General features: G+C 33.5%; 26 protein-coding genes. All 26 read right to left on the reverse strand.

Annotated features, from left to right (window positions below):
- The 26 genes from DQM95_RS05555 to cpsA all read right to left on the reverse strand — a co-directional run bounded on the left by DQM95_RS05555 (position 1) and on the right by cpsA (position 24,154).
- Positions 1-654 (reverse strand): uracil-DNA glycosylase, encoded by a 654-nt coding sequence (locus DQM95_RS05555; protein WP_012658514.1) that lies wholly within the window; start codon positions 652-654, stop codon positions 1-3.
- Positions 655-769: 115 nt separating this feature from the next.
- Entirely contained in the window at positions 770-1,429 is a 660-nt protein-coding gene (locus DQM95_RS05560) for an amino acid ABC transporter permease (protein WP_037592074.1), read from the reverse strand.
- Positions 1,430-1,449: 20 nt separating this feature from the next.
- Positions 1,450-2,298 carry a transporter substrate-binding domain-containing protein gene (locus tag DQM95_RS05565; protein ID WP_037592072.1) on the reverse strand — a complete coding sequence of 283 codons (849 nt, stop codon included), beginning with the start codon at positions 2,296-2,298 and terminating at the stop codon, positions 1,450-1,452.
- Between the two features lie 117 nt (positions 2,299-2,415).
- A complete protein-coding gene (locus DQM95_RS05570) occupies positions 2,416-3,870 on the reverse strand; it encodes an amidase (protein ID WP_197710592.1) in 1,455 nt (484 codons plus the stop codon).
- 4 nt (positions 3,871-3,874) lie between these two features.
- Positions 3,875-4,375, reverse strand: coding sequence for a YbhB/YbcL family Raf kinase inhibitor-like protein (locus DQM95_RS05575; RefSeq protein ID WP_037592071.1), 501 nt, complete (start codon positions 4,373-4,375; stop codon positions 3,875-3,877).
- Positions 4,376-4,409: 34 nt separating this feature from the next.
- The gene (locus DQM95_RS05580) at positions 4,410-4,790 is read right to left on the reverse strand and encodes a DUF1398 family protein (protein ID WP_037592069.1); all 381 of its coding nucleotides are present in this window, start codon (positions 4,788-4,790) and stop codon (positions 4,410-4,412) included.
- A gap of 93 nt (positions 4,791-4,883) precedes the next feature.
- Positions 4,884-5,630, reverse strand: coding sequence for a GNAT family N-acetyltransferase (locus tag DQM95_RS05585; protein ID WP_037592068.1), 747 nt, complete (start codon positions 5,628-5,630; stop codon positions 4,884-4,886).
- 81 nt (positions 5,631-5,711) lie between these two features.
- Positions 5,712-6,341 carry an orotate phosphoribosyltransferase gene (gene pyrE, locus DQM95_RS05590; RefSeq protein WP_037592066.1) on the reverse strand — a complete coding sequence of 210 codons (630 nt, stop codon included), beginning with the start codon at positions 6,339-6,341 and terminating at the stop codon, positions 5,712-5,714.
- Positions 6,342-6,365: 24 nt separating this feature from the next.
- Complete coding sequence (gene pyrF, locus DQM95_RS05595; RefSeq protein ID WP_037592501.1) at positions 6,366-7,058, reverse strand: orotidine-5'-phosphate decarboxylase; 693 nt, start codon at positions 7,056-7,058, stop codon at positions 6,366-6,368.
- Between the two features lie 226 nt (positions 7,059-7,284).
- The gene (locus DQM95_RS05600) at positions 7,285-7,845 is read right to left on the reverse strand and encodes a hypothetical protein (protein ID WP_037592064.1); all 561 of its coding nucleotides are present in this window, start codon (positions 7,843-7,845) and stop codon (positions 7,285-7,287) included.
- A gap of 113 nt (positions 7,846-7,958) precedes the next feature.
- A complete protein-coding gene (locus DQM95_RS05605; protein WP_037592062.1) occupies positions 7,959-9,194 on the reverse strand; it encodes a nucleotide sugar dehydrogenase in 1,236 nt (411 codons plus the stop codon).
- 17 nt (positions 9,195-9,211) lie between these two features.
- Positions 9,212-9,754, reverse strand: a complete 543-nt coding sequence (locus DQM95_RS05610; protein WP_052713364.1) for an acyltransferase — start codon at positions 9,752-9,754, stop codon at positions 9,212-9,214.
- Positions 9,735-11,192, reverse strand: a complete 1,458-nt coding sequence (locus DQM95_RS05615; protein WP_037592060.1) for a lipopolysaccharide biosynthesis protein — start codon at positions 11,190-11,192, stop codon at positions 9,735-9,737. Before DQM95_RS05615 ends, DQM95_RS05610 begins: the two co-directional genes overlap by 20 nt.
- A 10-nt stretch (positions 11,193-11,202) precedes the next feature.
- Complete coding sequence (locus DQM95_RS05620) at positions 11,203-12,096, reverse strand: GT-D fold domain-containing glycosyltransferase (protein WP_052713365.1); 894 nt, start codon at positions 12,094-12,096, stop codon at positions 11,203-11,205.
- Entirely contained in the window at positions 12,093-13,019 is a 927-nt protein-coding gene (locus DQM95_RS05625; protein WP_046391333.1) for a glycosyltransferase family 2 protein, read from the reverse strand. Before DQM95_RS05625 ends, DQM95_RS05620 begins: the two co-directional genes overlap by 4 nt.
- Entirely contained in the window at positions 12,988-14,133 is a 1,146-nt protein-coding gene (locus tag DQM95_RS05630; RefSeq protein WP_037592058.1) for a hypothetical protein, read from the reverse strand. Before DQM95_RS05630 ends, DQM95_RS05625 begins: the two co-directional genes overlap by 32 nt.
- Position 14,134: 1 nt before the next feature.
- Positions 14,135-15,049, reverse strand: a complete 915-nt coding sequence (locus DQM95_RS05635; RefSeq protein WP_037592057.1) for a beta-1,6-N-acetylglucosaminyltransferase — start codon at positions 15,047-15,049, stop codon at positions 14,135-14,137.
- Entirely contained in the window at positions 15,049-15,663 is a 615-nt protein-coding gene (locus DQM95_RS05640; protein ID WP_037592056.1) for a GNAT family N-acetyltransferase, read from the reverse strand. The genes DQM95_RS05635 and DQM95_RS05640 overlap by 1 nt, the downstream gene beginning before the upstream one ends.
- Before the next feature lies 1 nt (position 15,664).
- Positions 15,665-16,495 (reverse strand): glycosyltransferase, encoded by an 831-nt coding sequence (locus tag DQM95_RS05645; protein WP_037592055.1) that lies wholly within the window; start codon positions 16,493-16,495, stop codon positions 15,665-15,667.
- A 227-nt stretch (positions 16,496-16,722) separates the two neighbouring features.
- A complete protein-coding gene (locus DQM95_RS05650; protein WP_037592054.1) occupies positions 16,723-17,946 on the reverse strand; it encodes a DegT/DnrJ/EryC1/StrS family aminotransferase in 1,224 nt (407 codons plus the stop codon).
- Positions 17,947-17,963: 17 nt separating this feature from the next.
- Positions 17,964-18,641 carry a sugar transferase gene (locus DQM95_RS05655; protein WP_037592053.1) on the reverse strand — a complete coding sequence of 226 codons (678 nt, stop codon included), beginning with the start codon at positions 18,639-18,641 and terminating at the stop codon, positions 17,964-17,966.
- 9 nt (positions 18,642-18,650) lie between these two features.
- Positions 18,651-20,453, reverse strand: coding sequence for a polysaccharide biosynthesis protein (locus DQM95_RS05660; protein ID WP_037592052.1), 1,803 nt, complete (start codon positions 20,451-20,453; stop codon positions 18,651-18,653).
- Between the two features lie 60 nt (positions 20,454-20,513).
- The gene (locus DQM95_RS05665; protein ID WP_037592051.1) at positions 20,514-21,251 is read right to left on the reverse strand and encodes a tyrosine-protein kinase; all 738 of its coding nucleotides are present in this window, start codon (positions 21,249-21,251) and stop codon (positions 20,514-20,516) included.
- Between the two features lie 10 nt (positions 21,252-21,261).
- Positions 21,262-21,951: a Wzz/FepE/Etk N-terminal domain-containing protein gene (locus tag DQM95_RS05670; RefSeq protein WP_037592050.1), complete on the reverse strand. Its 690-nt coding sequence runs from the start codon at positions 21,949-21,951 to the stop codon at positions 21,262-21,264.
- Positions 21,952-21,959: 8 nt separating this feature from the next.
- Positions 21,960-22,691 carry a capsular polysaccharide biosynthesis protein Cps4B gene (cps4B, locus tag DQM95_RS05675; protein WP_037592049.1) on the reverse strand — a complete coding sequence of 244 codons (732 nt, stop codon included), beginning with the start codon at positions 22,689-22,691 and terminating at the stop codon, positions 21,960-21,962.
- A complete protein-coding gene (cpsA, locus tag DQM95_RS05680) occupies positions 22,688-24,154 on the reverse strand; it encodes an LCP family glycopolymer transferase CpsA (RefSeq protein WP_037592048.1) in 1,467 nt (488 codons plus the stop codon). The genes cps4B and cpsA overlap by 4 nt, the downstream gene beginning before the upstream one ends.
- Positions 24,155-24,199 lie beyond the last annotated feature (45 nt).

The following is a 24,199-nucleotide window of genomic DNA, read 5'->3' on the forward strand; positions in this document are numbered from 1 at the left end:
CTACTGTAACCAATCAATCGGCTCTAATTGATTTTCTTTTAGGAAGGCATTGCATTTTGAAAAGGGACGACTGCCAAAGAAGCCTCTATAAGCCGACAAAGGGCTAGGATGAGCACTTTCAATCACCAAATGCTTGGGATTGGTAATGAATGCTTTCTTTTTACGGGCAAAGCCTCCCCAAAGGATAAAGACCACTGGGCTTTCTTTTGCATTAGCAAGTTGAATAACAGCATCTGTAAAAGGTTCCCAAATCAATCCTGCATGAGCATTGGCTTGGTGTTCTGGTACGGTTAAGCAAGCATTAAGCAATAAAACCCCTTGTTTAGCCCAGGAAGTTAAATCATGATGATCTCGTTTGCCAATATCCTCTGATAACTCTTTTAAAATATTTTGTAAAGAAGGTGGGGCTGCAATAGAGTCAGGAACTGAAAAGGATAAGCCTTGGGCTTGTCCAGGACCATGATAAGGGTCTTGTCCCAGAATTAAGACTTTTAAGTCTTCATATGGGGTTTCGGTTAAGGCCTTAAAAATATGCTCTCGCTTTGGATAAACTCTACCTTGACTATAAACCTGGTCAAGGAATTGGTTGATACGAGCAAAGTAATCAGGAGGTAGGCTCTCCTTAATTTTTCGGTGCCAAGTTGAATGTTCCATAAATCACCTTTCTATCACATGAATTCCAGTCAATCACTTGGCTCTATTTTAACATAAAGCAAAAAGAAAACCCTAGAAAAATAAGATTTCTAGGGAAAATATTCGTTTTTTATCCTTATGTTGGAATGCGTAACCTGTCTTCTAAGTAGGATTGAAATCTTTCAAAGAGATAACAAAGAACCCAATAAATGAAAGCTACCAATATATACATGGACATGTAATCCCATTCTCTACCACCAACTATTTTGGCATTTTGAAAAATGTCTGGAACTGTAATCATTGCGGCTAAAGACGAACTTTTAATCATATCAACCACTACATTACCAAGCGGAGGAATGGCTATTCTAAGAGCTTGAGGAAGAATCACTTTTTGAATAACACGCTTCTTACTGATACCTAAAGCTTGAGCTGCCTCCCATTGACCATGATCTACCGCATTAATGGAAGATCTGAAAATTTCAGATATATAGGCTGAACTAACCAAAGAAAAACCAATATAGGCACATAATAGGGCTGGCAACTGGAGATTAAAATAGGGCATGCCAAAATATAACATAAATAGGACAACTATCATTGGAACACCCCGCATGATAGAGACATAAACTTTAACCATCTTTTGCAAGATCCTATGCTGCGATCTGCCCATTATGGCTAATAAAATCCCTAAAGTCACACCAGTCATAAAACTCAAGGCCGAGATTCCAATAGTGTAAGGTAAGCCTGATAAGACAAACCAGAGGCTATCCTTCATTAAATTAAAGTCAATAAATTTCATTTCAATGACCTTAGACCTGACTATTCGACATCAGAAACATCAATCGTTTTAAAGTCGTATTTTTTCTCTTTAGACACATCTTGTCCAGCAAAGAATTCTTTAGATAACTTGGTTAAGGTACCATCTTTTTCCATGTCTGCTAATGCTTCATTCATTTTCTTTTGTAGCACTTTATTATCCAGTTTCAAAGCAAAGTTGGCTTGTGAAGGATTATAATAAACGCCTTTTAAGACTTTAACAGGAATATCTGGTAATGCTTTACTTGCCATGGTTTGAAGGTAATAATCGTTCAAGATAACATCTGTACGACCATTGGCAACATCTTCAAGATAAACATCATTGGTCACATTATCATAAATGACTAATTCTGCTCCAAATTTTTTGGCCACTTTCATATAAGATGTCGTAGAAGCACCCGCTGCTTTTTTCCCCTTAAGGTCTTTCAAGGATTTAATACCAGAATCATCTGATTGACGGACAATCATTGAACCATAGGAATATTTGTGAGCATCTGTATAAAGGAATTTCTTAGCATTTTTGCTGTCTTTCTCAATAGAATAACCAGCAACATCAATTTGACCACTGTTTAAGGCTGATAACATACCGTCAACACCCATTTCAGTAAAGTCGATTTTTAAACCAAGACGTTTCCCAATTTCTTTTAAAATTTCGACATCATAGCCCGTTAGTTTATTGCTTTTATCATGATAAGACTGTGGAAAGAGGGTTCCAGAAGTTGCAACTTTTAAACTGCCTTTTTTCTCAATCTTATCCCATTGAGCTTGACCATTGGCATCTGACTTGGAAGAACATGCTCCAAGAACAAGTAGGGAAAAAGCTAAACTAAGATAGATAAATAATTTTTTCATTAGAAAAACAACTCCTTTTTTTAATATCCTTAGTATACCATTCCCTATAAAGATACAGAATGAGAATGCTTACAAAAAACAAGAACCTATCCTATAATAGATTCTTGTTATTATATATCAATTTTTCATTTCAAAACATCCAGCTGCTTCAAACTGCTCCGCAAGATTTAATAAAAGGTCTTCTCTCCCTTTAGCTGCCATAAACTGAACCCCAAGTGGGTATTTATCTTGGACCAAATAAAGTGGTAAAGATAATGCTGGCAGACCAGTTAGATTGGCCAGAGGAGTATAGGGATTGAGGGCTAAGCCTTTGGTGAACATGCTTTTCACTAACTGCAATTGCTCCTTGCTAGAATAAACTTCCGCCTGCGCAAGCTTTTCCCTTAAGGCAGGATCAGGATCAAGTTGACCATGTTTAGGGGCAATATCATGTGTTGCGGGAGTTATCAGAATATCGTAGTCCGTTAGAAACTGAGACATGATAGCACTATAAGTATCCCAAGCAGAAATGATTCTAGAATAGTCTTTTGCAGGAAGATCCTGGCCAGCTTGAAGAATAGCCCAGGTCATGGTTTCCATATCAGTCTTCTCAACAGGACGCCCTATAGCCTCTTCAATCTGATCAAACATGGCTGCTGTCTCAGCAGCATTCATAAAGTAATAAGAATCAATCAAGGCTTCCATATCAAGTGGTAAATCCTTGATTGGAGTAACTTCATGTCCCTGACTGACCAAGAAAGTTGTTGCCTTGTTTAAGGCTTGATTAACATGGTCAGAAAAAGCATTTCCATGCCAATCTTGGGTCAAAAGAGCTACTTTCAGGGGTTTAAGTGGTGTTTGGAAGAGATCCTTTTCACTTAATTTTGGTAAAGGAAATGGCCCTTCCATTTGGCAATCTTGTAAGTGATAGAGCAATGTCTTGGTATCACGAACTGATTTGGTTAAAGCAAAATGTACCGAAGCTCCCTGCCAACTACGGAAGGAAGTTGGTCCCGTCGGAATACGACCTCGACTGGGTTTCAAACCAATCAAACCATTAAAAGAAGCTGGAATACGAATAGAACCACCACCATCACTAGCAGCGGAAATAGTAGTCACACCTGATGTTATCAAAGCCGCTGCTCCTCCAGAAGAGCCACCCGCATTACGACTGGGATCAAAAGAAAGATTAACAGGCCCATTAGCTTTACTATCACTAATATTCTTGAAACCAAATTCTGGGACATTGCTTTTGCCTAAAATGATAAATCCTAAATCTTGTAGACGTTTGACATAGGTGCTAGTAATCTTTGAAATATTATTTTGGAAAAGGGCAGAGCCTGAAGCGGCTGGCATACCAGTTAATTCTTGTCCTAAATCCTTAATAAAAATGGGAACACCCCCAAATGGCAAGCCAGAAAAATCTCTATGCTTTGCTTCTTCTAAAGCTTCTTCATAACGCGTTGAAACAATAGCATTGAGTTGTGGATTGAGTTCTTTTGCTTTGGAAATAGCTGTTTGAACAAGTTCTAAGGGAGTTACTTCTTTATGGCGTACGGCATCGGCCATAGCTGTTGCATCTTGATAATTAATCATCTTAGTATTCTCCTACTAATATTAGTTCAGCCTTAGCTAATTGGTGTTTTGCAACTTCATCATATAAATGGTTCAAGAAAAACCCATTTTCTAAAGATAACATGTCATCTAAGGCATAGACCGTTAAGTGATAACGATGATCCTTATCAGGCGGCTTAGGGCCAATATATTGTTGATCAATACTTTTGACCTGTTCTGGTAAAAATTTGCTGACTAGGCTATTTTTACCTTCTAAATGGTGACTATCCTCTATGGAAAAATTCTCTGGAATAGTCGTCATTTGAACAGGGACATTGGCTACTAACCAGTGAATATAGGGAAAACCACAAACTGGAACGGCATCATAATCAATAAAGGTCCATGCCAGACTCTTGGTTCCTTCCGGTAAGTCACTAATTTGAAAGGGAAAAGATTTAATGGCCATTCCATGAATCGTTTCACTGGCTTTTTTAGCATAAGCATCTGGTAATATCGCGTCGACAAATGCATGTGATAATTTCATCTTAATAGTTCTCACTTTCTTTTAGCTGAGATTCTTACAATGGTATAGTTTCAGTATAAACCACTTTGTCCTCTAAATCAAAGTATCTACATGTTTTTGTCACTAAATCAACAACCCATCTGCAAACACCATTTGTCGCACAATCCTGACAAAAGGTAGGAATATCAGTTTCTTTAGCTTGATGGTTTCTCAATTTCTCTAAAAATTGACTAGGATCACTCTTAGATTTAACATTTTCAACTTGATATGCTGGCAAATCACACTTTTGGCCATTTTTTGTCACATAAGCAGCCTGGCCTGTTTGAATATTAATTGCATATGTGACAATACCTAAAGCAATATAAGCCTTAACCAATGAAGGAAAATCATTCCCTGAAAATCTTTCTTGCGCGGCGATAATGTCGTCTCTCAACATATCAAACTCCTTCTTCTCTGAACTATTTTCTCTATTAAACCATAAGCTTTTGCCAATGGCTAGATAAAAGAAAAAAACAAGGAAAAGCTTGTTTTAATTTCTATCTGAACTTCTCAATGCTGTCCAATAATAAGAGACTTCTTCATAACCTTGATGTTGATACATATTACGATTGATTTCTTCAGCTATAAGTATAGCTGACGGGAAGCCGTCACTGGCTACTTTTTGTAAAGCAGAGCCTATACCTTGACCACGATAGTTTTCCTTTACCGAAAAATCATCCATTTCAACAAACTGACCATAGTCCCATGCCGTTAAATCACCAATAATTTGATTGCCATCAAATGCAAGATAAACAGTAGAACCTGGTTCAGGCAGGTGCTTTTCATTAAAAACAAGCATTTCATCTGCATAGGCTTTACCATAGGCCAGGTTTTGTTGGTATTTGTATTCTAAGTAGCACTTTCTATTATCAACACTTAAGGGACGAATACTAATCCCATTTACTGCCTGTTTACTCAAAGAAAGATTATCAATGGAGCAAGTGAAAATAAGGTGTTTTTCTAAGTGAAAACCAGCAACTCTCAAATGATTCTGAATTTCACCAGGAAGGTCCACTTTTTCTGGGAAAAAGAGCATGGCATAATCAGTTGGATAATCCTTTTGCTCAACTTTCAAATAGAGAAGATCTTCCTTGAGACTAACTAAGCTTGGCAATACCTTATAATCTAGATAGTTGGAATAATAACGGGTTGGCCTGGTCTCATCCTTTAAATGATAAAAACGATCATTTTCAAAATAAACCTGTGAATAGGAATAAAGTAACTTTTTATAGGTCATCATTTGCTCCTTCTTGTCAGACTCATTTTATCTCATAACGGATATGATATCAAAAAAGAAAAGCTTTTAAAATCTAATATCTTAAGACTGCCAATTTTCTTGGTCTTCTTTAAAGCGTTTCAACAACTCTAAACCATCAGCATTAATATAGCCTTTTACCTTAGCAACCTTAATGAGTTCTGAGTAATTGGATAAGGTTAAGAGCTCTACTCCCGCTTTTTCAAAATTGGCTTGCGCCTTTGGCAGCTCATAGGTAAAGATAGCCACAACTCCAAGAACTTCAGCACCTTCACGGATGGCTGCCGCTGCTGCATCAAGTACTGAACCGCCCGTAGAAATCAAATCCTCAATAATAACCATCTTTTGCCCCTTAGTGACGCGTCCTTCAATCTGGTTTCCAGCCCCATGATCCTTTGGTTTGCTACGAATGTAAGCAAATGGCAGATTCATCTTATCAGCAATAATGGCTCCGTGAGGAATACCAGCCGTTGCAGTACCAGCAATAACTTCCACATCTGGATAGTTAGCTTTAATCGTTTCCACAAAGCCATCTTCAATGAGAGTTCTCGTCTCAGGGTAAGATAAGGTAATGCGATTATCAGTATAAATAGGTGACTTGATTCCTGATGCCCAAACAAATGGATCTTCTGGTTTTAAGTAAACTGCTTGAATATCTAATAGGTCAGCGGCGATTTGGCTTGCTAATGTCATCTTTCTCTCCTTTAATAAATGGTCTTAGGCGTTCCAGTCTGCTTTAATAGCATGATAGGCAGCTAATGGATCTGGTGCTTGAGTAATTGGTCGGCCAACAACAATAAAGTCACTGCCGATAGCTTTTGCTTCTTGTGGTGTCATCACACGTTTTTGATCACCAATATCAGTGCCTTTAGGACGGATACCCGGCGTCAAGCAAAGAAAGTCTTTAGAGGTTACTGATTTAATGGCTTCCACTTCATGTGCTGAACAGACAACGCCATCCAATTTTGCCAGAGCTGTTCGCTTAGCATAGTGAAGAACGGACTCTGTTAATGTGGTTTGGATATTTTGATCTTCTCGCATTTGCTCTTCGCTGGTTGATGTTAATTGTGTCACTGCAATGAGAATAGGATCATCTCCTAATCCTTCACGCGCAGCTTGTAACATTTCCACGCCACCAGCTGCTTGAACAGTAGTCATGTCAATGCCCATTTTGGCAAGGACTTTCATCGTTGATTTAACTGTGTTTGGAATATCGTGAAGTTTTAAATCAAGAAAAACACTATGTCCTAATGACTTCACATAACGAACGATTTCTGGACCAACAGCATAGTAAAGTTCCATCCCAATTTTGACATACAAAGCTTCGTCTTTAGGGAATTGATTCAAAAAGTCTTTCAAGGTGTCAAAATCTGGAAAATCTAAGGCAATAATAGGGCGTTGTTCGCGCATAAAGGGGGTTCCTTCCTCAAGTGAAATATAAAAATCCAAATAAAAACCTTGCTTCCAAAGAAGCAAGGTTACACGAAAGTTAGGAGTGACATGCCGTCCTCCTGTTTCTACTTGTAAACCTTTTTGTCTCTCTGGACATGTTTAAAGGTATTTGATTTGTTTCATTATAGCTTTTTAAACTATTTTTGTCAAAAGAATATCAAAAAAGCTACCAAAAGGTAGCTAATTACCGAACGATTTGTTCAGCATTAAAGGAGGCTTCCTGAGCCATTTGTTTGGGACTTTGATAATGCTTGCGAAATGCTTCTTCTTCAATATTAACCATTTTAATTTGTTCGTAAAGAACAGGTGGAACTGGCACTTCTTTTAAAGACATAATAATAATCTTCAAGGATGAGAAAACATCTGTCAAAACACCAAAAACACGAATTCTCTTGTCACCCAGTATAGCCTGAAAGACTTCCTTTGATTGGCAAAGATTGACCAAATCATCTAAACCTTTAACCCAATTATCAACAATTTGTAGGGTCTTATTCATCAATTTAAAGGCCTTTTCCTCATACCAAAAGGTAGACTCAATAAGGCGTTGCTGTTTGTCTAAGGTATCAATGGATTTAACAATATCCCCTAATTCGGATTGCACCGCCGTGGGAGCAAAGATCCCACCAAGAATCGAAGGTGTCCGTTCGACCAATTGAAGTTCGTCTTTAAAAAGCGTCAAATAATGAATACTGACCAACAATTTTTGAATTAAAACCTTATGACTATCTTGCCCAGTACCACTCATACGACACCATCCTTCTCAAAACACTCTACCATAGAAATCTATATTATTAATATAACACAAGAAAATTAAAAGGGCAATGCTGAGCAGTCACAAAGAAATGACAAATTGTAACCTTAATCCCGGTGGAAGATGTCTCTCGTATAAACTTTTTCACGCACATCATCGAGACTTGAATCGTATCGATTGGCAATGATAGCTTGTGATTTAACTTTAAAGGTTTCTAAGTCGTTGACAACTTCACTACCAAAGAAAGTAACATTTTCATCTAAGCTAGGTTCAAAAATAATAACTTTTGCACCTTTAGCTTTAATACGTTTCATAACACCTTGAATTGAGGATTGTCTAAAGTTGTCGCTATTACTTTTCATGGTCAAACGGTAAACACCCACCACTACCTCTTTTTCAAGCTCAGGGTTGAAATCACTAGAACCTTGATAGGCTCCAGCAAGCTCTAAGACTTTCTCAGCAATATAATCTTTTCGGGTACGGTTACTTTCCACAATAGCCGTCATCATATTTTGTGGAACATCTTTGTAATTTGCTAAGAGTTGTTTAGTATCTTTAGGGAGACAGTAGCCACCATAGCCAAACGATGGGTTATTATAATGATCACCGATACGTGGATCTAATCCAACACCATCAATAATGGCTTTCGTATCCAATCCCTTACTTTCGGCATAGGTGTCTAATTCATTGAAGTAGGAGACACGCAAAGCAAGATAGGTATTTGAAAAGAGTTTAACAGCTTCTGCTTCAGTGAAACCCATGATAAGTGTTTCAATAGGATTTTTGATGGCTCCTTCTTGCAATAAGTGAGCAAACGCTTCTGCTTTATGTGTTAAGACGGCATCCTGCTTATCCGTTCCAACAATGATACGACTTGGATAGAGATTATCATACAAGGCGCGAGATTCTCTTAGAAACTCTGGACTAAAGATAATATTGTTAGTGTCATACTTGCGACGAACACTTTCTGTATAGCCAACAGGAATGGTTGATTTAATGACCATGATAGCATCGGGATTAACCTCCAACACCTTTTCAATAACTGTTTCAACAGCACTTGTGTCGAAGAAATCTCTTTTACTATCATAGTTAGTTGGTGCTGCAATAATCACATATTCAGCATCCCTATAAGCCATATCAGCATCCAAAGTCGCAAACAAATGAAGGTCTTTAGTAGCCAAGAACTCTTCAATTTCCTTATCCTGAATCGGTGATTTCTTAGCATTAATCAAATCAACCTTTTCAGCAATAATATCAACTGCTGTTACTTGATGATGTTGTGCCAACAGAACAGCCATTGACAAACCAACATAACCCGTACCAGCTACAGCTATTTTTTTCATTACATTTTTCCCTTTGCTTATTTTTTTATCCACATATTTTCATTTTCAAAAATAAGCTTTTTCTTTTCTTCCTTTGATAAATTTTTAAAGTTAAATATTTTTTCAATATTTTTTTGTGTAAAATTTTCAACATTACCAATTGATTTAGCGGGGTTTCCTGCAATTATTTGCCCAACATTAAATACACTTTTTGTTACCACACTACCTGCTGCAATAATCGTATTATCAGCAATCTCTACACCAGGTAATATAATAGAGTTCATACCTATGAAGCATTTTTTCCCAACTGTTATTGGTCCAACCAAATCTGTACCTTGTGAAGACTTACTAATTGAATTGTCGTGCGTAATAAATTTTACACCTGAAGAAATTGTTGTATCATCGCCAATACTAATTAAATAGGATTCTGAACTTGAAACTGGAGAAAATGCTCGAACATTTTTCCCGATTTTAGAACCATAGTACCTATATCTTTTTAATTTCAACTTCATTGGATCTTTACCTATCAACATAAAAAAATACTCCAAAAATCTTAAGTAATTAATATATATTTTTGACATTTTTTTCTCTTTTCTGATTATTATATTTATTCATAATATATTTCAAAGCAGGTAGCTTGGAAAAATAACAAAGCGAAAGATATACAATAGTTCCAATAATAATGTCTAAAAACATTATCAAAATATAATTAAAGTTATTGAATAACAATTTATTAGTTACTATTATAAAAAAATACATTAGTGTTCCAAAAATTACTGGGAAAAATACATCCTTAATTTGAGAAATTATTTTAATTCTATATTTAAAATTATTAAAAGTAAAACAAGTAAATAGGGCTATTCCTCTAGAAACAACTGACATTAAAGCGATTATGTATATACCTCTATTAATTGATAATATAATTAACAAAATTCCAGAAAAACCGTCTATTGCTTCCATAAACAAAGAAATTTGACTTTTTCCCATAGCTTTATAAATTTGTAAATAGGTTGTATAAACAGAAGATAACAGATAAAACATACATCCAATTACTAAATAAGGATAAGAAGGTAGCCATTTATCAGTAAGAAGTAATTTTATTAACCCTTCTCCAATAGCAGCTAATCCAAACATAATTGGTGAAATTATAGTAGCCGTCATCTGAGTCGAAAGACGTCCTGCATTCATCAATTTTATTTGATCATCTTGGAATTTAGATAAGACTGGAAATAATACTGAAGAAATTGAATTATTAAGGTTTGTCATAAACAACTGTGGAAATTGATTCCCCCGTGAATAATAACCTAAATCCGCACTAGAATATTTTTTCCCAATAATTAATGTTCTTAAATTATCGTAAAGTGCTCCAATAAGTGCTGCTAATAGCAACTTCCATCCAAAATCTAAAAGTAACTTCAATCGATTATAGGAAAAAGATAAAATTGGACGCCATTTTACAATTTTCCAAAGTACAAGGGAGTAAATAAATGAGTAAACTAAGTATTGATAAACTAATGACCAAACTCCAAAGCCATTAAATGCCATAGCTACACCAACGATAGCGGAAATTATTGTAGCTGAAATGGTTGACAAAAATATTTTTTTAAAAATTAACTGCCTAATTGTATATGCTTCTTGAACTGAGTTTAGTGACCCTAATATTACTCTTAAACCTAAAACTCTAAGCGTAGGAGATAAAATTGGCATATTATACCAATTTGCTATGTTAGGTGCTAAAAAGAATAGTAAACTATAAATTACTAATGAAACTACGAAAGTAAAATAAAATACTGATGAAAAATCTAAATTATCAGTTTCTTTTTTTTGAATTAAAGCTGACGAAAAACCATTTACTACAAAAACATTGGCAAAAACAATAAATACATTCAATATTGTAATCACACCAAAATCTTTAGGACCTAAAAGTCGTGCCAATAATATTGAAACTCCGAAAGTAACAATTTGAGCACTTAACCTTTCCATAAATTTCCATAAAAAATTACTAATAATTGATCTCATAAAATTCCTATTAAATTCCTACTCTTGCAACAATTGAACTTGAATATAATTCATCTGAGAAACTTAAAACATCAACATCACCTAATTCAGCAGTATGTTTTCCAGGAATTATAGTTCTTTTCTTAGCAGATTTTAAATACCACTCAAACTCAGAATCTAAATGACCGATATCAACACCCCAAAATCCATATTTATTTAAATCAACAACTAATGGTTTAGAAGTGGGACCTAAAGCTACTAAAATAATAATATCTTTTTGATTTTTAGCAATATCAATGGATGCATTTAGAATATCGTCATAATAATCAAAAGCATTTGTGGAGGGGCAAAGAATTCTTTTAATGGCCTTTGCATTGTCAAATAATGTATTTCCTACACCTGTTCTACTGAATTCACCCTCAATAAGAATAATATTTTTTTCATCCCACATTTGTTTAAACATATCAAAACATATTTTTGCATCCTTTTTATCACTAAAAACTAAATATGGTCGAGATACAAATGAATTACCATAAACTCGATTTGTAGGTATGACTTTATTATAAAATTTTATATTTTCACCAATAACATTCGTCCAGTGTATTTTTGATTTTAAGATAAGATTTTCCATTGATTTCAGTGGTTCTGGTAAACAAATTAAAATATTATCATTATTTAGTTTCAAAATTTCCAATAATTTTTCGCTCAAGTCTAAATTTTTTTTTTGAAAATCGAATTCTTTCCCTTTTATTATAAGAAGTTCTCCATCTCCATACCGGACAATTGATTTTTTTTCATGGATAGCTTTTTTTAAAGTATCGGTTTTGGATAGAATACGAAATTTTGGGGGACTAACTTTTAAAATAATACTATTCTTAATGTATAATGTTAGAACTTTTGTGATTCTGAAAAATTTTTTTATCATTGTTTTTTTCCTAAATAATATGTTTTATTTTTTTTATAAAAAATGTTGAATATATATAATTTTAATAGAATTAATATATATTTACTATTCAAAGTAAATTTGAATTGTTTCAATTCTTTAATTATTTTTCTTTTAGTTGAAAGTGGTAGACTGGGATCAAAACAAACATTTGACATTGGGACTGAAATAAGAAAATTATTTAGTGAAGATTTCTCAATATAATCTTCCCATGACTTAATCCAATTAAAAGAAGCCTTCCAATTGTTTACCTTTCCAACACTATTTACGCTGTCCTGATGATATATCACAAGAGGCTCAGCTAAATAAATGAAATTTATTTTTCCTAGAATCCTAGCTTTTAATACCCAATCCCAATCTTGATGTTTAGGTAATCTTTCTGTAAATGGAATTTCGATAAATAAATTTCTCGGTCCAAAAAATGATGAAGTTTGTATAAAACCAGCCGTTCTTCCGAATTTCGGTTTAAAAAGATATTCATCAATCTTTAAACTATTTTCCCATTTTTTTCTAGGAAGATAGTACTTTTTCCCACCATTTATCACTAAAGTCTTTGTAAAACAAAAATTATTCTTACCTAGATTAATTATTGAAGAAAGTTGTTTCTCAATTTTCTGAGGGAACCATTCATCATCATCATCTAAAAAAGCAATCCAATCACCGGTAGATTTACTAACACCAAAATTTCTAGCACCCGCTCCCCCTCTTTTTGATACTGTCTCAAATACTATTAAATTAGATACGTTCAAATTTTCTAACCAGTCTACAACTTCTGCATTACTACCATCGATTACGACAATTATCTCCCAAGGTACCAATGTTTGGCTTCTGACAGAATTGATTGATCTTTGTAAAAACTTTTTATTACCTAAACTAGTTATTATTACTGAAATCCTTTCTTTCACTATTTTCCCCTTTCAATATATAGTATGAGATAAACCAAAAGTAAGGGTTAGTCCAGTATACATTAGAAAATAGTAATTGGATAAAAACTCCTACAAAAAATATTAATAAAACTTCTCTTTTTAACAATATTATCTCTCTTATTAATTTATATAAAATATATATTACTAAAGCTAGATAAAGCACTCCTCCCTCGATAATATATTGAATAATAATATTGTGCGAGTATATTCCTATTGTTTTTTCTATGTAACCAACGCCTTTACCAAAAATATAGTCTTTTGGTCCAAGTCCTTCTAGTATTTTATTAATAAGAAATTGACGCCCACTATCAAAAGTTTTTCCTGACTCAATCAAGTTTATTGATTTAGTTAATGCCTCGAACTCAAAACCAATACCCCTTAAAATATTCTGAATACTTAAAAGCAATAATTTGAAATCATTAAACACTAAGCAAAGTATAGAAAGAAAAAAAATAGAAACATATCTCAAAAATTTATTAAATCCATTTGAAAAAAGTAAACTTCTAATTATTAAATAAAGACTAATACAAAGTATAACTCCTCTATTACCCTTTAAAATAAAAAATGCTGAATAACTAATAATATTTACAAAAGATATAAAATCTATAAATTTCAATTTTTTTAAATCTATACTACCTAACTTGAGATGATGAAATGAAGAGAGATAGCCAGGAAGAAATATATATGAAATTCCGAGTAAAAAACCTATATCAGTTACCTTAAAACAAATAACTAAATATGGTAAACAAAAGAATAAAACATATGACAGAAACTTAGTCAATTTCTCCAAATCAACATGAGAAAGTTGAACTGATAATATTGTATATATAAGGAAATAATATAAATATTGAGTTGCAACACTATAGTGCAGAAAAAAAATTGAATATAAAAGAATTGAAAATGTTAATAAAAAAAATAAAAAGTTTGATCTAAACGACTTTATTGCGGGAGAAAAAAACGAAAGAAAAATTAGGATTACTGGCATAACAAATTTGGAAACTCCAATTGGAGAAAGTATATTTTGAAAAAGCAAATTTGATAAACCTAATGCACCTAATAAATGATATAAAGTAGATTTATTTAGTTTTATCATATTAATCCTCATTTAATTTCTGTTTTATCATATTAATGAGCTTTCTCGAAATAACACTATCAAACTTTCTTGCCATAAAAGCATCTTTTTCAATCAAATATTTATAATCTGAAGCAGTCCATATGACTGGAACACCATTAACAAACTTAATAACTCGTTTTATTGATTTATAATTATCGTTGAAATTATCATCATATAAACGTTTACGAAAAACTTCACTATTAAATAGTAAAGTTTGCATAAAACTTTCATCAGGTATCAAAGTTTTTGAATAAACTTCATCAATCCATTTTTCTTTTAAAAGAACATAATTTGCAAAATCATTGGTTATACTAAACCATTGAGAACCCATTTTTAATTCAAAATCCTTATTTTTTAATCTATTAACATTTAAAAGTCTTTGAGTTGCAACAAAAAAGCGTCTTTTTATATGATAGATTGTTTTTAATATGACTGTCTTTTTTGGGGGATATAATGGATGATACAACTCATATCTCTCTTTAAAAATTTTTTTATTTTCCTTTTCTATTGACCAAAAATGAACAAACTCATTATTTTTATGTTCATTAAAAAAATTATATATTTTTTCTGGTTTTTTAAGAATGAAATCAGCACCTGAAACTAAATGATAAAATGAGTAATTATTTTTTTTTGCTTCTTTTAATAATTTTAGTTCAGCTTTAACAATTGAATAATCACCCCATCTAACGAGTTCTCTATCATCTTCAGAAATAAAAAAGATTTTTGAATACTCTAAATTTGAAAATTGTTTTTGAAATTCACAGAGATTAGATTTCTTATCTACATGTATATAGATGTCAAAAAAAGGACTATCTATTAAGTCAATTAAGTCAATTAAGTTAGGAGTTAATTCATGTACCAAGAAAAGAAATACCTGCTTATCATACACATCCATTATTCATAACTCTCAATTCTATTAAAAATTTTTTCCATTAAAGTTTTATTTTTTGTAGTACGAGTGACAACAAAACCAATTTTTTTATAAAAATTTATTGCCCTAAGATTACCAGGTAAAACAGAAAGATAATAATTACTTTGGTTTAACATACTCAAATCTTGTTCAGTATTTTCAATGAGTTTTTGAGAAATATTTTTCCCTTGAAATGAACTATCTACTGCAAGTGACAATAAGGTATATCCTTTGGGATTAGTAACAGGATCTTCTTTAAGAAAAAGTGCTTTACTTATTCTTGAAAATGTATTTTTTAGAATTACTTTATCTAGTCTAAATAAGCCTTTTATAAGGCCTTTAATTATTAAACTTTTCGCTGATTTATAAAATTTTGAAATCGTATTTTCAAAATCTTTCACTGTTAAGGCAATTCCTATAACTTTATTATCATTAATTGCGATATATGTAATTGATCCAGGATTCATAATAAAGTGATTATAATATGAATATAATACATCGTATCCTAAATGAGATAAATAATAGTCTGAAAAAATTCGTTTGTGGAAATTACATATTTCAGAGATGTCATTTTGTGTTGCATTTCTAATTTCTACCATATTATTTTTTTCTCCTCAATAAATTTTTAAAAACTATTTCTCTTAACTTATTTGGCATTAATGTAACAAAGAATTGGATAATAATAATTGTGATATGCTCAAATAAATTTACAAAGCCAGTTTTATATATTTCATTTCTAGCATTTACAATTTTCTTGAAATAGTCAAATCCGCCTCTCCTTTTATATAAATTCTCATCAGCTCTGGCATAAACTAAAACTTCAGGAATATTGGCTGCAATACCACCTTTAAGAAAAAAGTTCACCCATAACATTGTATCTTCCATTAAAGGCCAATTACCATAATTTCCAGCTTTAATAATTGAACTCTTTTTATACATTACAGTCATATGATTAAAACTATCTCTAAATTTTTGATATTTGACAATTTCAGAGTTACTTATAGGAACTTTTCTAATTCCAATTGATATTTTAGGATCAATATTAAATTCAGAAATATAACCTCCTAATAGTTCTACATCAGGATGCAATCTAAAAAAATTAATTTGCTTTTCAAATCTTCTATCATCAGCAATGTCATCCGTATCCATTCGAGCAACTAGCTCATTATTACAATGGAGAATACCTTCTCGTAATGCAAGACCCAACCCAACATTCTTTTCTAATTTAACTCGTTTAATTAATTGTGGAAATTTTTTTTCATATTGAGAAAGAATTTCATACAATTCTTTAGTCAATGGACCATCTTCAACAATTATCCATTCATTTGGTTTTATTGTTTGACACATGAGACTTTCAAAACACTCAATTAAATTATTTGGAGACTCCTTCCAATATAATGACATCAAAACTGAAAATTCACCAGTTTCCATTTTTTCTCCTTATGTAAAATCTATAGAACTAAATAAAATTAATCATAATTCCAAATTTTTTTGCATAAAATTTTATCAAATTTAATGTTCTTGTCTTTAGCAAATAATTTTTACCTATTTTTTATTTCTTCTTTTCGCCTATCAAATTCAAATAATCATATTTAATAATATAAAAAAATACTACCTACAAAAAAATTCAGAACCATTTAATTAGAAACTCTCATTTCCTATTCCGTTGTAAATTCTTCAAGTACTAATTTCAAAGATTCAATAATGTAGTTAACTTCTTCATCACTCAGTTTAGTATGTAATGGTAAAGTCATAGTATTATTGAAGTATTTTAATGCGTTTGGAAAATCATTAACTTCAAATCCCATATTCTTATAGGCTGTTAACATCGGAAGAGGTTTGTAATGAACATTACAAGCAATACCAGCTTCAGCCATTTTTTGAATTATTGAATCACGTTGAGCTCTATTTAATCCTTCCAAATGTACTATATAAAGATGCATTGATGATTTATACGATTCATCTGATGGTAAATGAACTAACGGTTTAACATTTGTGCCTTTGAATCCATTATTATACATTTCAACAATTTCACTTCTTCTGTTCAATAGACCCTCGTAACGATCTAATTGAACTAACCCAATTGAAGCCATAATATCTGTCATATTACATTTATAACCAGGTACTAAAATATCATACTCCCAAGATCCAATTTTTGTTTTTTCTAATGCATCTTTTGTTTGTCCATGTAAAGAATATATTTGAAATTGTTTATATAAGTCATCACTATTCAATGGTAATTTATTACTCCAAGTTACTGCCCCACCTTCAGCTGTTGTGAAATTTTTTACAGCATGAAAAGAAAAGACAGAAAAATCAGAGACCTGTCCAATCATATTGTTTTTATATTTTGCTCCAAAAGCATGAGCACTATCAGAAAGTATTGTAACCCTTCCAATTAACTCTTGAATTTTGGAATTAGGAACAAATTTAAAGGCTTCTTTTTCAACTATTTCATATAACTTGTCATAATTACATGGTATACCTGCCAAATCTACTGGTATAATAACTTTTGTTTTACTTGTAATAGCTTTTCTTAATAAGTCATAATCAAATTGGAATGAATCCTCTTGGATATCGATAATCACTGGAGTTGCTCCAACATGTTCTATAACGCTACAAGAAGCTGTATATGTCATAGCTGGGACGATAACCTCATCACCTTCTCCTATACCAAGGATTCTTAAGACTAATTCCAACCCTGCTGTTGCAGAATTTAGACAAACAACTTTTTTTGTCCCAAGATATTCTGCAATGTTTTTTTCTAACAACTTAGTTTTTGGGCCTGTTGTAATCCAACCAGAACGTAATGCTTCTGTAACTGCAGATATTTCTGATTCGGTAATATCAGGGGGAGAAAAAGGAATATTGATAGTTTTCATAATGTGCTTCTTTCTATTTATTTCATTACATTAATAACCGTTGAAACCATAATTGTTAAATCATCAAAAAAATTAAAGTTATAAACATATTCAATATTTCGTTGCATTTTTATGGGTAAAATCTTTTCAATATAAGCTTGATCTACGGTCAACCCATTTTCTGTATACTTCTTAATAAGGATTTCCTCATCCTTAAATTCTATACTTGAACGAGAAGTAACACCTGCAGGTAATAATAATGAAACTTTCATTTCATCTGTATAGTTTTGGACATATTTCAAAACTTCAGGTCTTGCTCCAACAAAACTCATGTCTCCCTCTATAATATTTAACAATTGAGGAATTTCATCTAATCTATATTTTCTTATTACAGAGCCAATCTTTGTAATCCTCGAATCATTCTCGGTTGTAACAAGTGAACCAATTTTATCTGCATTTAAAACCATTGTTCTAAATTTATAGATTTTAAAAATTTTACCATTCTTTGTTACCCGCTCCTGTCGGTAAAAAACGGGTCCCTTATCCTCTAATTTTATCAAAATACCTATGATAATAAATATTGGACTAAGCAAAATAAGCATGAACAATGCAATAACTTTATCAAAAATCAATTTCAATAATAAATCATTTTTTCTTTTATTTAAGTAAAATTCTGCTTTTTGTACTTCTTTACAATTGAAATAATCACTGTTCATTTATGAAATTTACTCCTGTTTGGCGTTTTGAATTAAGGTTTCTTTTAGTTCGGTTTCAGATAATTGGTCTAAATGATTGATGATTTCTTCGACTTCTTCAAGCGGTTTCGATGTTACTCTACCGACAAAAATCTTATCATGAATTTGCTCTTGTACGCGCTCACTGGTAGATAACAGTTCTTCGTAGAGTTTTTCACCAGGTCTAATCCCTGATTCCACAATTTGAATGTCTTCTTCCGTGTGACCACTTAGTTTGATGATTTTTTTAGCTAGGTCTAAAATGCGAACTGGCTCGCCCATATCAAGGACAAAGACCTCACCACCCTTAGCAAGATAACCTGCTTGGATAACCAGACGGCTAGCTTCTGGAATGGTCATAAAGTAACGGGTCATCCTAAAGTCAGTGACCGTAATAGGTCCGCCCTTTTTGATTTGTTCTTTAAATAAAGGTACCACACTACCACGACTTCCTAAGACGTTGCCGAATCGCACAGCTGCAAACTGTGTCTTACCAGGTTCATTCAAACCAGTTACAATCATTTCAGCGAAGCGTTTAGTTGCCCCCATAACATTTGGTGGGTTAACAGCCTTGTCCGTCGATACCATGACAAACTTAGGGATGCCTGCGGCTTTGGCAGCTTCTGCCACATTTTTAGTCCCAAAAATATTATTTTTAACAGCTTCACGAGGGTTGTATTCCATTAAAGGAACATGTTTGTGTGCTGCTGCATGGTAAACCACATCGGGTTTGTACTCACGCATCAGTTTGAACATTAAATCCCTGTCCTGAATATCCGCAATAATGGGGACAATCTGAATCGAGTCACGGTATTTTGATGATAATTCACGATTTATCAGATAGATGGAATTTTCACCGTGACCTAAAAGTAAGAGACGTTTTGGTGCAAACTTAGAAACCTGACGGCAGATTTCAGAACCAATAGAACCACCTGCTCCAGTCACCATAACGGTTTTATCTCTAAAATAGTCTAATAAAGACGATTGATCTAAAATAACTTCTTTTCGTCCTAATAAATCCGCAATATCAATTTCTTTATATTTATTTAATGAGACATTACCGAGAACAATGTTTTCAATACTTGGCATATTGTTTACAGGAACATTGGCCTGTTGACAGATATCCAAAATGGCTTCACGCTCTTCACCTGATAAGCTAGGAATGGCAATGGTTACCTGGTCCACTTCATAATCAGCTACAATTCGTGGAATGGAATGTTTGTTTCCTAAGACTTTAATGCCATGTAAGTAGGTCCCAAATTTGTTAATATCAGAATCAACGATACCGATAATGTCAACATCTTTTGACTTGTTGATGATAGTCTGAATAAAGGCGCTACCACCTTCGCCAGCTCCTACTACCAAGACTTTTTTACGTTGTTTTTCTTTTTTCTGACGGTAACGTGGGTTTAAATCATGCCACATGCGCCATGACATCCGCGGTAAAACAACCAAGAAAGTACTAAAAAGATAGGTTAAGAAAATAAAACGACGACTGAAACTATCAAAGTAAAAGAGCGAAGTCCCATAGGCAGCAACAGCTGCGAATAAAAGACTCATGATAATTGCAAAAATAATTTTATAGTCTGTGAAACGATTGATGATTGAAAAGATGCGGAAACGAATACCAAAAAGGGTATAAACGAAAAGCATGACAAATAAAGAGACATAGAATTCGCTAACACTTAGCCTATTACTATAAGCTAATAAAAATTGGTAAGCAAACACATGTGATATAGAGATCATAAATAGATCAATGAAATATAATACGACTCTTTTTTGACTTCTTTTCATTTCTTTCACTTTCTAACACATGGAACTATGAAAATGACTCTCAAAGTTCCCAGGGACTATCTATTTTCTACGACGATTTTTCTTTTTTGATTTTGTTTCTTTTTTTCCGTAATTGCCATAATTGCCATAGGCACCGTAAGCACCATAACCACCGTAGGAATCAATGACTTCTTCAACTTTGTTTAAAATAACACCTAAGAATAAGGCACCACTTTGTTCCATTTGATCTTTAGCTTTTTGGATAAAGCGACGTTTAATAGCACCAGCTTGCGTCACTATTATACTACCGTCAGCTTTTTGTGCAATAATAGCAGCATCAATAACGAGTCCAATTGGTGGGCTATCAATGATAATATAATCAAAAACTTCTTTTAGTGTATCAATCATATAATTGAAATTACTGTTTTGAAGTAAGGTTGTTGGGTTAGGAGCCACTTGTCCTGCTGGAATAACCATGAGATTTTCAACACTTGTATGAGAAATCACACTAGATAAATCGGCATTTCCTGATAAATAACTAGAAAGCCCCTCATACTTTTCATCTGCCTTAAAGGTACCAGACATAACCGAATTACGAATATCCGCATCGATAAGAAGGGTTTTTAAACCAGCTTTAGCAAATGAAACGGCTAAATTAACCGATGTTGTTGATTTTCCTTCATTGGGTTGAACGGAAGTTAAGACAATAACTCTTAAATCACGTCCACTAAATTGAATATTTGTACGAATGGAATTATAGTATTCCTCTGCACTTGTATATAACTCTTGCTTTGATCTTACTAATTCTAACTGTGCCATGTCTTACCTCTTACATTTTGTCTATGTTTGGAACGATACCTAGTAGTGTCATACCAAGCACTTCTTCTACATCTTCCGGACGTTTAACACGGTCATCTAAAACTTCTTTGATAACAATGATAACAATTGTAAACAATCCACCAATTAACATGCCAATCATTGTGTTACGTTTAATATTTGGTGATGAGGGTTTTGACGGAAGCTGTGCTTTTTCTAAAGGAGTAACATCCTGAACTTTTGTGACAGATTTGATTTTTTCAGATGCAACTTCGCGGATAGAATTAGCTAGGTCTTTTGCTTGTTGTGGGTCATGATTCGTAACCGTAATTGAAATAACACGAGTATCTGCTGGAATGGTTACTGAAATCATTTTGCTCAAGGTATCTGGTGAAAGAGATAAACTGTTTGTCGCAATAACATCTTTCATGACATCACGAGAAGTGATAATTTCCTTGTAGTCATTGACCAAGAAAGACCCAGCCTGTAAATCAGTTGCAGTGATGTTTTCAGCATTTTGTTGATTAATAACGTAGATACGTGTTGATGCTGAATAGGATGGTTTGATTAAAAAGATACTTCCTAATAAAGCTAATGTTCCAAAGAACAAGGCCATAAAAAGGATGAGGAATTTCTTCATCCAAAGTTTTTTCAAAAGGCTTAAAACATCAATTTCCATTGACGGTGTTTCAGTCGTATTCATTTTTTCTCCTATAAATAGTCATTATTAAGCAAAGCTTGTGGATTCGTTTCAAATAGCATGCGGGCACGTTTCATACCGTAGTCGTTTCTAACGATTTTTCGTGCTTCTTTCATACATGGTGGACGTTTCTTGAGATTGTGCATGTCACTGGCAATACAATGAACCAGATCTTCCTCTAAGAAATATTTAGCCCGTTTTTTGAAAACTTTCAAGGAATCTCCAAACCATTTGGCCTTGACAACATGTGCGCTGTTAATCTGAGTATAACAGCCCATATTGATAAGTTCTTTGACGCGTTCTTTTTTAAAGGCTAGAGCATCGTAACGTTCGATATGGGCGATGACTGGGGTAATTCCTAACATCAAGATTTGAGTTGCGGCGCTGTGGATGTCCTTCCAAGGCGTAGCCATGGAGAACTCGATCAGGGCATAACGCGTGTCATTTAGACGGGGTACAATATGCTGTTCTAACTTTTCCAAAATATCTCGGGTATAATAAAGTTCACCACCATAAAGAATGGTTAAGCCCTCAAAACGGTCTTCTGCTTCTCGTTTCACTTGTTGGAACTTATTAAAAATATCATCTTCTGGTGTTTCAAACATGCCTTTTCGACGGTGAGACGTTGAAACAATGGTACGGACGCCTTGTTTATAACTTTCTTCAATTAAAGCTAAACTTTCATCTATTGTTAGCGGACCATCATCCACATCAAAAACGATATGGGAATGGATATCGATCATTTACTTTCCTCCATTACTGCCTTTATGGCTTCTTTTGCCTGGTTAACACTACTTTCATCCAATTGATACATGTATAAGGCAGAACCCGGCATAGCATATGATGGAAGTTCACCTGTTGATCCTGTTCCAGTAACATCCTGTGACGTAATGGTAAATGCTTTACTGTCCTCAAGTTGTGTGTTTACGATAGCCATCATCTGGTCTAATGTCATATCGGTTTGAACTGAACTTTGCAAACCAGTCATGATTGCTGAAAACTGTGATGGTGACTTAATGCTGCTTAACTTATTAATAATAGCCGCGATAACTTTCTCTTGGTTTTTACCACGGTCATTATCTCCACCTTCGAGGGCATGTCGTTCACGAACAAATACAAGTGCCTGTTGCGAATTTAAAGATATGGTTCCTGCTGGGAAATCCAGACCATTTGCTGAGAAAGCTCTTGTATTCTCCACTTCAATACCACCTAATTGGTCAATGAGATTGATGAATGAAGTGAAATTGATACGTGCATAGTGATCAACACTGATATCATAAAGATTGGACAAGGTCTTCATGGAGGTTTCAACACCATAAATACCTGCATGTGTTAATTTATCATATTGGTTACCACCACCATCTGGTATTTTAAGGTAGGAATCCCGTGGTGTAGTGGTGAGCAAGACTTTATGTGTGTTCATGTTTAAGGTAATGATAATATTAACATCAGACCTTGAAACAGTGGAGATTGGTCCATAGGTATCAATACCACTGACATAAATGTTATAAACACCTTCTTTGTTACTTGTCTTTGCTTGTGTTTTAATGTCTTTTTTGACTTTATAGCTATAAAGCGTTTTGACTTTTGAAGAGTAATCGGGATCATTTTGCTCAATTAAAGAGCTATAAGCACTATTGATGACCATAGCTTGAGAGGATCCTGAAAGGAGATTTTCGTAGGCTTTTTGGTAAGAATCAACCTCAACTGTTTCTAAATCAACCTTTTTTTCAATCTTTGCCTGCTCAAGCAAGGCTTCAATATTAGAGCGATCCATTTTCGTAGGTGCTTCAACAGACTTAAGGTCTTGAATGGATGCTATCGAACTATCCTTAGCAGCAATAACAGACATTTCTACCTCAGAAAATGAGGCTGTTTTGTTCATTTGGCCAGTAAAGTCAATAGTTGATTTGAAAGCAAAAAGCGTGACAGCCAAACCAATATTAGCCAAAATGAGACCAATCATAGTTAGCAGTTTCGCTTTCTTTAAAATAATGAGGAGCAAGCTTACAATAAAAAGAGCCAGTAACCCAAGTGCAACTATCAGATTGAGGTGATGAAAAGCTAAGAAATTATAACTATACATCATAAATGATACGATTAGCGCAAGTAAGGCAAATAAGGTTACTAATGCTAAATTAATAATGGTAAAACTACTACTTTTTTTATTTTTCGAACTCTTATTACTTCTGGATTCAGATATCATTGTTGTCTCCACTTTTTAATAAATACACAAAATATAGGTTGATTA

Source organism: Streptococcus uberis, assembly GCF_900475595.1.
Lineage (GTDB): Bacteria > Bacillota > Bacilli > Lactobacillales > Streptococcaceae > Streptococcus > Streptococcus uberis.

Bases quoted from the DNA above. Each gene is read 5' to 3' on its own strand.
- DQM95_RS05555 (WP_012658514.1), bottom strand. From the start codon at position 654: ATGGAACATTCAACTTGGCACCGAAAAATTAAGGAGAGCCTACCTCCT.
- DQM95_RS05560 (WP_037592074.1), bottom strand. From the start codon at position 1,429: ATGAAATTTATTGACTTTAATTTAATGAAGGATAGCCTCTGGTTTGTC.
- DQM95_RS05565 (WP_037592072.1), bottom strand. From the start codon at position 2,298: ATGAAAAAATTATTTATCTATCTTAGTTTAGCTTTTTCCCTACTTGTT.
- DQM95_RS05575 (WP_037592071.1), bottom strand. From the start codon at position 4,375: ATGAAATTATCACATGCATTTGTCGACGCGATATTACCAGATGCTTAT.
- DQM95_RS05580 (WP_037592069.1), bottom strand. From the start codon at position 4,790: ATGTTGAGAGACGACATTATCGCCGCGCAAGAAAGATTTTCAGGGAAT.
- DQM95_RS05585 (WP_037592068.1), bottom strand. From the start codon at position 5,630: ATGACCTATAAAAAGTTACTTTATTCCTATTCACAGGTTTATTTTGAA.
- pyrE (WP_037592066.1), bottom strand. From the start codon at position 6,341: ATGACATTAGCAAGCCAAATCGCCGCTGACCTATTAGATATTCAAGCA.
- pyrF (WP_037592501.1), bottom strand. From the start codon at position 7,058: ATGCGCGAACAACGCCCTATTATTGCCTTAGATTTTCCAGATTTTGAC.
- DQM95_RS05600 (WP_037592064.1), bottom strand. From the start codon at position 7,845: ATGAGTGGTACTGGGCAAGATAGTCATAAGGTTTTAATTCAAAAATTG.
- DQM95_RS05605 (WP_037592062.1), bottom strand. From the start codon at position 9,194: ATGAAAAAAATAGCTGTAGCTGGTACGGGTTATGTTGGTTTGTCAATG.
- DQM95_RS05610 (WP_052713364.1), bottom strand. From the start codon at position 9,754: ATGTCAAAAATATATATTAATTACTTAAGATTTTTGGAGTATTTTTTT.
- DQM95_RS05615 (WP_037592060.1), bottom strand. From the start codon at position 11,192: ATGAGATCAATTATTAGTAATTTTTTATGGAAATTTATGGAAAGGTTA.
- DQM95_RS05620 (WP_052713365.1), bottom strand. From the start codon at position 12,096: ATGATAAAAAAATTTTTCAGAATCACAAAAGTTCTAACATTATACATT.
- DQM95_RS05630 (WP_037592058.1), bottom strand. From the start codon at position 14,133: ATGATAAAACTAAATAAATCTACTTTATATCATTTATTAGGTGCATTA.
- DQM95_RS05635 (WP_037592057.1), bottom strand. From the start codon at position 15,049: ATGGATGTGTATGATAAGCAGGTATTTCTTTTCTTGGTACATGAATTA.
- DQM95_RS05640 (WP_037592056.1), bottom strand. From the start codon at position 15,663: ATGGTAGAAATTAGAAATGCAACACAAAATGACATCTCTGAAATATGT.
- DQM95_RS05645 (WP_037592055.1), bottom strand. From the start codon at position 16,495: ATGGAAACTGGTGAATTTTCAGTTTTGATGTCATTATATTGGAAGGAG.
- DQM95_RS05650 (WP_037592054.1), bottom strand. From the start codon at position 17,946: ATGAAAACTATCAATATTCCTTTTTCTCCCCCTGATATTACCGAATCA.
- DQM95_RS05655 (WP_037592053.1), bottom strand. From the start codon at position 18,641: ATGAACAGTGATTATTTCAATTGTAAAGAAGTACAAAAAGCAGAATTT.
- DQM95_RS05660 (WP_037592052.1), bottom strand. From the start codon at position 20,453: ATGAAAAGAAGTCAAAAAAGAGTCGTATTATATTTCATTGATCTATTT.
- DQM95_RS05665 (WP_037592051.1), bottom strand. From the start codon at position 21,251: ATGGCACAGTTAGAATTAGTAAGATCAAAGCAAGAGTTATATACAAGT.
- DQM95_RS05670 (WP_037592050.1), bottom strand. From the start codon at position 21,951: ATGAATACGACTGAAACACCGTCAATGGAAATTGATGTTTTAAGCCTT.
- cps4B (WP_037592049.1), bottom strand. From the start codon at position 22,691: ATGATCGATATCCATTCCCATATCGTTTTTGATGTGGATGATGGTCCG.
- cpsA (WP_037592048.1), bottom strand. From the start codon at position 24,154: ATGATATCTGAATCCAGAAGTAATAAGAGTTCGAAAAATAAAAAAAGT.